The sequence below is a fragment of the Nostoc parmelioides FACHB-3921 genome (assembly GCF_014696625.1).
GTDB classification, from domain to species: domain Bacteria; phylum Cyanobacteriota; class Cyanobacteriia; order Cyanobacteriales; family Nostocaceae; genus Trichormus; species Trichormus parmelioides.
In genome coordinates this window covers 164,769-171,334 of sequence record NZ_JACJQL010000006.1, presented here as the reverse complement: position 1 = coordinate 171,334, position 6,566 = coordinate 164,769, and the positions used below count along the sequence as shown (strand labels likewise).

General features: G+C 41.3%; 10 protein-coding genes. 9 read left to right on the top strand and 1 reads right to left on the bottom strand.

Annotated elements, in window-relative coordinates:
* The first annotated feature begins 174 nt into the window (after positions 1 to 174).
* The 3 genes from H6G14_RS06975 (at position 175) to H6G14_RS06965 (ending at position 2,218) form a co-directional block, all read left to right on the top strand.
* Complete coding sequence (locus H6G14_RS06975; protein WP_190566366.1) at positions 175 to 600, top strand: XisH family protein; 426 nt, start codon at positions 175 to 177, stop codon at positions 598 to 600.
* Positions 588 to 917 carry a XisI protein gene (locus H6G14_RS06970; protein ID WP_190566358.1) on the top strand — a complete coding sequence of 110 codons (330 nt, stop codon included), beginning with the start codon at positions 588 to 590 and terminating at the stop codon, positions 915 to 917. Before H6G14_RS06975 ends, H6G14_RS06970 begins: the two co-directional genes overlap by 13 nt.
* A gap of 119 nt (positions 918 to 1,036) precedes the next feature.
* Entirely contained in the window at positions 1,037 to 2,218 is a 1,182-nt protein-coding gene (locus H6G14_RS06965; RefSeq protein WP_190566357.1) for a class I SAM-dependent methyltransferase, read from the top strand.
* Positions 2,219 to 2,332: 114 nt separating this feature from the next.
* Here H6G14_RS06965 and H6G14_RS06960 read toward each other — a convergent pair whose 3' ends face one another.
* On the bottom strand, positions 2,333 to 2,515 hold the full coding sequence (locus tag H6G14_RS06960) for a hypothetical protein (protein WP_190566356.1): 183 nt from the start codon (positions 2,513 to 2,515) through the stop codon (positions 2,333 to 2,335).
* Between the two features lie 398 nt (positions 2,516 to 2,913).
* On the opposite strand from H6G14_RS06960, the gene H6G14_RS06955 reads away from it, so the two are divergent.
* The 6 genes from H6G14_RS06955 (at position 2,914) to atpH (ending at position 6,444) form a co-directional block, all read left to right on the top strand.
* Positions 2,914 to 3,375: an ATP synthase subunit I gene (locus H6G14_RS06955; RefSeq protein ID WP_041456793.1), complete on the top strand. Its 462-nt coding sequence runs from the start codon at positions 2,914 to 2,916 to the stop codon at positions 3,373 to 3,375.
* A 52-nt stretch (positions 3,376 to 3,427) separates the two neighbouring features.
* Complete coding sequence (gene atpB / locus H6G14_RS06950; protein WP_010994187.1) at positions 3,428 to 4,183, top strand: F0F1 ATP synthase subunit A; 756 nt, start codon at positions 3,428 to 3,430, stop codon at positions 4,181 to 4,183.
* Positions 4,184 to 4,340: 157 nt separating this feature from the next.
* Positions 4,341 to 4,586, top strand: a complete 246-nt coding sequence (gene atpE / locus H6G14_RS06945) for an ATP synthase F0 subunit C (protein WP_010994186.1) — start codon at positions 4,341 to 4,343, stop codon at positions 4,584 to 4,586.
* A 145-nt stretch (positions 4,587 to 4,731) separates the two neighbouring features.
* Positions 4,732 to 5,223, top strand: coding sequence for a F0F1 ATP synthase subunit B' (locus tag H6G14_RS06940; protein WP_190566355.1), 492 nt, complete (start codon positions 4,732 to 4,734; stop codon positions 5,221 to 5,223).
* Between the two features lie 109 nt (positions 5,224 to 5,332).
* Positions 5,333 to 5,896 (top strand): F0F1 ATP synthase subunit B, encoded by a 564-nt coding sequence (locus H6G14_RS06935; RefSeq protein ID WP_190566354.1) that lies wholly within the window; start codon positions 5,333 to 5,335, stop codon positions 5,894 to 5,896.
* Positions 5,893 to 6,444, top strand: coding sequence for an ATP synthase F1 subunit delta (atpH, locus tag H6G14_RS06930; RefSeq protein ID WP_011319379.1), 552 nt, complete (start codon positions 5,893 to 5,895; stop codon positions 6,442 to 6,444). Before H6G14_RS06935 ends, atpH begins: the two co-directional genes overlap by 4 nt.
* Positions 6,445 to 6,566 lie beyond the last annotated feature (122 nt).

The following is a 6,566-nucleotide window of genomic DNA, read 5'->3' as shown; positions in this document are numbered from 1 at the left end:
TGTGCTGTCGAGGGTTTGCTGATTTCTCTGATTGTTCGATACCTAGTGAGTAGATGATACTTTTTATCAATCCACTCTTTTGCCATTTTGTCAATGCGTAAGTCCTAATAATAATTATGATGTTAGTAAAGATAATCATTTTTGAGATAATTATTTATTAAGGTAGTAGATTTAATTGTACATACGCCATCTAAAGATATATTTCATCAATCTGTTCGCACTGCTTTAGAAAAAGATGCTTGGACTATTACTCACGATCCACTACACCTTAAAGTCGATGATATCGAATTTTTTATAGACTTAGGAGCAGAAAGACTATTAGCAGCACAAAAAGAAGGACAAAGAATAGCTGTAGAAATTAAATCTTTTGTTGGTGCATCTGAAGTAACTGAGTTTCATTTGGCTTTAGGTCAAACTCTCAATTATCGTTTAGCCTTAAAGAAAGAAGATCCAGAACGCATTTTATATTTAGCTATTAGCCAAGATACATACCAAGATTTTTTCTCTCGTCAATTTATTCAAGACTCGTTAAAAGAATATCAAATAAAACTGCTGATATTTACTTTTATAACTAAGGAGATTGTTTTATGGAAAGAATAAAATATTCTCAAATTATTCAAGATGTTCTCAGCAATCATTCCGCTAATGATTTGGATAAAAATACAGAAATTCAACTTTTATTTGACACAGAGCGCCATCATTATCAAGTTTTAAATATTGGTTGGAAAGAACAAAAAAGAACTTATGGTGTCATTATTCATGTTGATATTAAAAATGAGAAAATTTGGATACAAAGAGATGGTACAGAAATCGGTATTGCTAATGAATTAGTTGCTGTTGGTGTACCAAAAGAAGATATTGTATTAGGATTTCACGCGCCTTATAAACGTCAATTTACAGATTTTGCTGTTGGATAAACCTTTAATTAACTACATCAGGGATGATGCAGCTAAATCTAAATAAAATTTGAAAATATCAACCTTTGCCCTAATTACCCCTATCCGGTAAACTCAGAAATGCTGCGTTCTTCCTCATCATGTCCGACCCCCAAACCGTTAGTAATGCTGTAGCTAAACTCTACGATACTTATCCCTTCCCGCCAGAACCGATACTAGATGAACCACCTCCTGGTTACAACTGGCGCTGGAATTGGTTAGCGGCTTACAGCTTCTGCACAGGACAAAAACCAACAAAGCAAGATATCCGGATATTAGATGCTGGGTGCGGTTCAGGTGTGGGGACAGAATATTTAGTACATCTCAACCCCCAAGCGCAAGTAATCGGAATTGATTTAAGTGCTGGTACTTTAGCTGTAGCCAAAGAACGTTGTCAGCGTTCTGGTGCAAACCGCGTGGAGTTTCATCACCTGAGTTTGTACGATGTGGAACAGTTACCGGGTGAGTTTGATTTAATTAACTGCGTGGGTGTTTTACATCACCTACCAGATCCCATTCGTGGTATTCAAGCTTTGGCGAAAAAGTTAGCACCTGGTGGCTTAATGCACATTTTTGTGTATGGGGAATTGGGACGCTGGGAAATTCAACTCATGCAAAAAGCGATCGCTCTCCTGCAAAATGAAAAACGAGGCGATTACCGCGATGGTGTGCAAGTCGGACGAAAAATATTTGCTTCTCTACCAGAGAATAACCGTCTTGTCAAGCGAGAAAAAGAACGTTGGGCAATGGAAAACCAACGGGATGAATGCTTTGCTGATATGTACGTTCATCCCCAAGAAGTGGACTACAACATTGATACATTGTTTGAATTGATTGATGCTTCAGGCTTAGAGTTTATCGGCTTTTCAAATCCAAGTTTTTGGAATTTAGACAGGTTGTTGGGGAAAGCGCCAGAGTTAATAGAACGAGCTGAAGAATTGAGCGATCGCCAACGTTATCGTTTAATAGAATTACTAGACCCAGAAGTTACCCATTACGAATTTTTCCTTGCTCGTCCCCCTATCAACAAAGCTGACTGGTCGAATGATCAAGCTTTACAGCAAGCAATTCCCGAATTAAATCCTTGTATTGATGGATTTCCTAGTCAATGTATATTTAATCACGATTACCAAATTGTGAACTTGTCAGCACTAGAGTTTGAGTTTTTACAAAAATGTGATGGCAATTCTACCGTAGCTGAGATTTTGGTAAGTGTGCAGTTAAGCTTAGATGAGGTTAGAAGCTTAATTAAGCAACAGCTGATTATGGTGACACCGACTTAAAATCATAATCACCAAACAAAACTTAAAATGTGTAGTGACATACACATCTTTGCGCTACTTTGCGTTTTCCTCAGCGCCCCTCTGCGTTTAAAAACATTAATTCCATACCTAAACTTAACCAGGAATCCCTATAAGCAAAGGGACACATCCCATGACAGGCGATCGCCCACAACCCGTTTTTTCAAATCTCATGTAAAGTAGAAGTGTGTGTAGCCGTTGCCCGTCATACTGGGGATGACAAACTCTACAAGTCCAGGTTTTGGAAAACTTAGCAGTGGTGTGATCCGCCTCAAGCACTAGCTGATTTGATAAAACCTAACTCCATCACAACATCAAGGCACTCGCTAGACACCTGAAAACAATATTGGAGGATAGTTATTCACCAAAATCAGTTAAAAACTTGCGATTTCTCAGGCAGGGATTAGAGATTGGGGAATAAGAGCTAGAAACTAGACTCGATAGAGAAATTACTCTCTAACTAGTATCTATGTAATTAACCATACAACAGGATCGAGAAACATTTCCTGGTCTGTCCCCTCGTATATACTTTATCCTTTGGGTAAATTTTTCCCTATCCGTATCTCCCTGACAAGAAGTTAATTGTTTTTTTCTAAAGTATTGTTACCGGATCGTGATATGATTCAGCTGACTGAATGTGCAGTCATAATAAGTTAGCTGTACTGGTTTCAAGTCCCGTGAGCTTGTCAGAAGAACCAATCGCACCCACCCCGACAACACGACAAGATACTCAACCTGGTTTTGAGGACGCAGAACCAGCAAACTCTTCTATGCAGGAGTTTTATCAACTCTATCAAGAGTTGGTGTTAATCACTCTTGTCTTAACAGGGGTTGTATTTATCTCTGTCTGGATCTTTTATTCCTTAAACATTGCCCTGAATTATTTATTAGGGGCGTGTACAGGTGTGGTTTACTTGAGGATGTTGGCAAAAGATGTTGAGCGTTTAGGTAGAGAAAAACAGTCGCTGAGTAAAACTCGGTTGGCCTTATTAATAGCGCTGATTTTGCTGGCATCGCGGTGGAATCAATTGCAAATAATGCCCATCTTTTTGGGATTTCTCACCTACAAAGCAACGCTCATCATCTATGTAGTTAGGGTGGCTTTTATCTCTGACTCGCCAAAGCTCCGGCAACCTTAAAAGGCTCCTCTTCTCCAGGTAATATTGGAGAAGCAATTGAAATGGAAGGAAAATGTTGAATTTTCTGAACTTTTACTCTGTTCCACTTGCCGAATTGGAAGTGGGAAAACATCTGTACTGGCAAATAGGCAACTTAAAACTGCACGGTCAGGTGTTTCTCACCTCTTGGTTTGTTATTGGCGTGCTAGTACTAGCTTCTGTGGCTGCAAGCAGTAACGTTAAACGGATTCCTAGTGGCATACAGAACCTACTGGAGTATGCCCTGGAATTCATTCGGGATTTGGCTAAAAACCAGATTGGCGAAAAAGAATATCGCCCCTGGGTGCCTTTCGTTGGCACTTTGTTTTTGTTCATTTTTGTGTCAAATTGGTCAGGAGCCTTAGTTCCCTTCAAGCTGATTCATTTGCCTGAAGGAGAATTAACAGCACCGACAAGTGACATCAATACAACTGTTGCATTAGCTTTGTTGACATCTTTAGCGTATTTTTACGCTGGATTCAGCAAAAAAGGACTGGGGTATTTTGGTAACTACGTGCAACCTGTATCTTTCATGTTGCCATTCAAGATTATTGAAGACTTCACTAAGCCCCTTTCCCTGAGTTTCCGTTTATTCGGTAACATCTTAGCTGATGAACTTGTAGTCGGCGTACTGGTATTACTAGTGCCTTTATTTGTACCTCTGCCAGTAATGGCTTTGGGACTATTTACTAGCGCTATCCAGGCACTAATTTTTGCTACTTTGGCTGCGGCTTACATCGGTGAAGCGATGGAAGATCATCATGGCGAAGAGCATGAGGAACATCATTAGTCATTAGTCATTAGTTATTTAGTAAATAACAACTGACAATTGACCACTGACCCTTCGGGTTCGCCAGTTGCTCATGCGGGAAACCCCCAAGACCGCACTGGCTCACAACTGACCACTAACAAAACCATTCGTTTCATTAAAGTAAGGAAAGAATATCATGGATCCATTAGTTTCTGCTGCTTCCGTTTTAGCTGCTGCTCTAGCTGTTGGTTTGGCTGCAATCGGCCCTGGTATTGGTCAAGGTAATGCAGCAGGACAAGCTGTAGAAGGTATTGCCCGTCAGCCCGAAGCAGAAGGTAAAATTCGCGGTACATTACTACTCAGTTTGGCGTTCATGGAAGCGCTAACCATCTACGGTCTAGTAGTTGCTCTAGTATTGTTGTTTGCTAACCCCTTCGCATAATCAGTACTGAGTACTGGGTACTGAGTGCTGAGTGCTGAGTGAAAATAGTTAGGAGTTAAGGGTTTAAGCCTTTAACCCATAACTTATAACTCACAACTCACAACTCAGAACTCAGGACTAACATAGTAGATAGGAACAAGCAAACATGACACATTGGATCACCTTATTGGCGGTGGAAGAGGTTGCCAAGGAAGGCGGGCTATTTGATTTAGATGCTACCTTGCCCTTGATGGCAATCCAGTTTCTCTTGTTAGCTCTGGTATTGAATGCCACTCTCTACAAGCCATTGGGTAAAGCTATTGATGGACGAAATGAATATGTTCGTAACAATCAATTAGAAGCCCAAGAGCGTTTGTCCAAAGCGGAGAAATTAGCAGAGGCTTACGAACAAGAGTTAGCAGGAGCTAGACGGCAAGCACAAACAATTATTGCTGAAGCTCAAGCCGAAGCCCAAAAAATTGCTGCCGAAAAAGTAGCAGCAGCTCAAAAAGAAGCTCAGGCACAAAGAGAACAAGCGGCCGGTGAAATTGAGCAGCAAAAACAGCAGGCTCTGGCTTCTTTAGAGCAACAAGTAGATGCCCTAAGTCGCCAAATCCTAGAAAAACTTTTGGGAGCCGATCTAGTAAAGCAGCGCTAACTCAATAAATTTAGTCATTAGTCATTGGTCATTAGTCATTAGTCAAAAGAGAGAATGACGAAGGGCGAATGACGCAAACCTTTGGCAGCGCAGTTGTGGATGAAAAATCATGGGGACTTTTTTACTGTTGATGGCGGAAGCCAGCGCCGTTGGAGGTGAATTGGCAGAAGGTGCGGCGGAAGGTGGTTTTGGTTTAAATACCAATATTCTCGACACCAACCTGATTAACCTGGCCATTATTATTACTGTGCTGTTTGTCTTTGGACGGAAGGTTCTGGGTAATACCCTGAAAACTCGCCGCGAAAACATTGAAACAGCAATTAAGAATGCAGAACAACGTGCCGCAGATGCAGCCAAGCAACTGAAAGAGGCGCAACAAAAACTAGAGCAAGCACAAGCAGAAGCTGAGAGAATCAAAAAATCAGCCCAAGACAATGCTCAAACCGCAGGTCAAGCCATCCTCGCCCAAGCTGCTGTAGATATTGAACGCTTACAAGAAGCAGGGGCAGCAGACTTGAATGCAGAACTAGATAGAGCGATCGCTCAGTTGCGGCAGCGAGTAGTTGCTTTGGCATTGCAAAAGGTCGAATCAGAACTGCAAGGTGGCATTAGTGAAGATGCTCAAAAAACTCTAATTGACCGTAGCATCGCACAATTGGGAGGCGGAGTATGACAAGTAAAGTAGCAAATACTGAGGTAGCTCAACCTTACGCTCAGGCACTGTTGTCAATCGCCAAATCGAAAAGCTTGACGGAAGAGTTCGGCACAGATGCGCGTACTTTGCTGAACCTGCTGGCAGAGAATCAGCAGCTACGCAACTTTATCGATAACCCATTTATTGCAGCTGAGAACAAAAAAGCTCTCATCAAACAAATATTGAGTGAAGCTAGCCCTTACCTACGTAACTTCTTACTGTTGTTGGTAGATAAACGACGCATTTTCTTCTTGGAAGAGATTTTACAGCAGTATTTGGCTCTCTTACGGCAACTAAATCAAACCGTATTAGCGGAAGTCACTTCTGCTGTGGCTTTAACAGAAGATCAACAGCAAGCAGTTAAAGAAAAGGTATTGGCACTCACCAAAGCTCGTCAAGTGGAACTGGCAACCAAGGTAGACAGTGACCTGATTGGTGGTGTGATCATTAAAGTAGGCTCTCAGGTAATTGACTCTAGTATCCGGGGTCAATTGCGTCGCCTCTCCTTGCGCTTAAGCAATAGCTAGAAAGTTCAGAGGTTAAAGTTAGCGGTTTCACATTAGGCACTTGACAATTAAAATTGTTTGTGATTTGTGGTTAACTCTTAACACCTCAAACTAAATGCAGACGCGAGAAATAATATCGCGTC

What these genes read in the sequence shown, in the direction of transcription:
- H6G14_RS06970 (WP_190566358.1), top strand. Translation starts at nt 588, where the DNA reads ATGGAAAGAATAAAATATTCTCAAATTATTCAAGATGTTCTCAGCAAT.
- H6G14_RS06965 (WP_190566357.1), top strand. Translation starts at nt 1,037, where the DNA reads ATGTCCGACCCCCAAACCGTTAGTAATGCTGTAGCTAAACTCTACGAT.
- atpB (WP_010994187.1), top strand. Translation starts at nt 3,428, where the DNA reads ATGTTGAATTTTCTGAACTTTTACTCTGTTCCACTTGCCGAATTGGAA.
- atpE (WP_010994186.1), top strand. Translation starts at nt 4,341, where the DNA reads ATGGATCCATTAGTTTCTGCTGCTTCCGTTTTAGCTGCTGCTCTAGCT.
- H6G14_RS06940 (WP_190566355.1), top strand. Translation starts at nt 4,732, where the DNA reads ATGACACATTGGATCACCTTATTGGCGGTGGAAGAGGTTGCCAAGGAA.
- H6G14_RS06935 (WP_190566354.1), top strand. Translation starts at nt 5,333, where the DNA reads ATGGGGACTTTTTTACTGTTGATGGCGGAAGCCAGCGCCGTTGGAGGT.
- atpH (WP_011319379.1), top strand. Translation starts at nt 5,893, where the DNA reads ATGACAAGTAAAGTAGCAAATACTGAGGTAGCTCAACCTTACGCTCAG.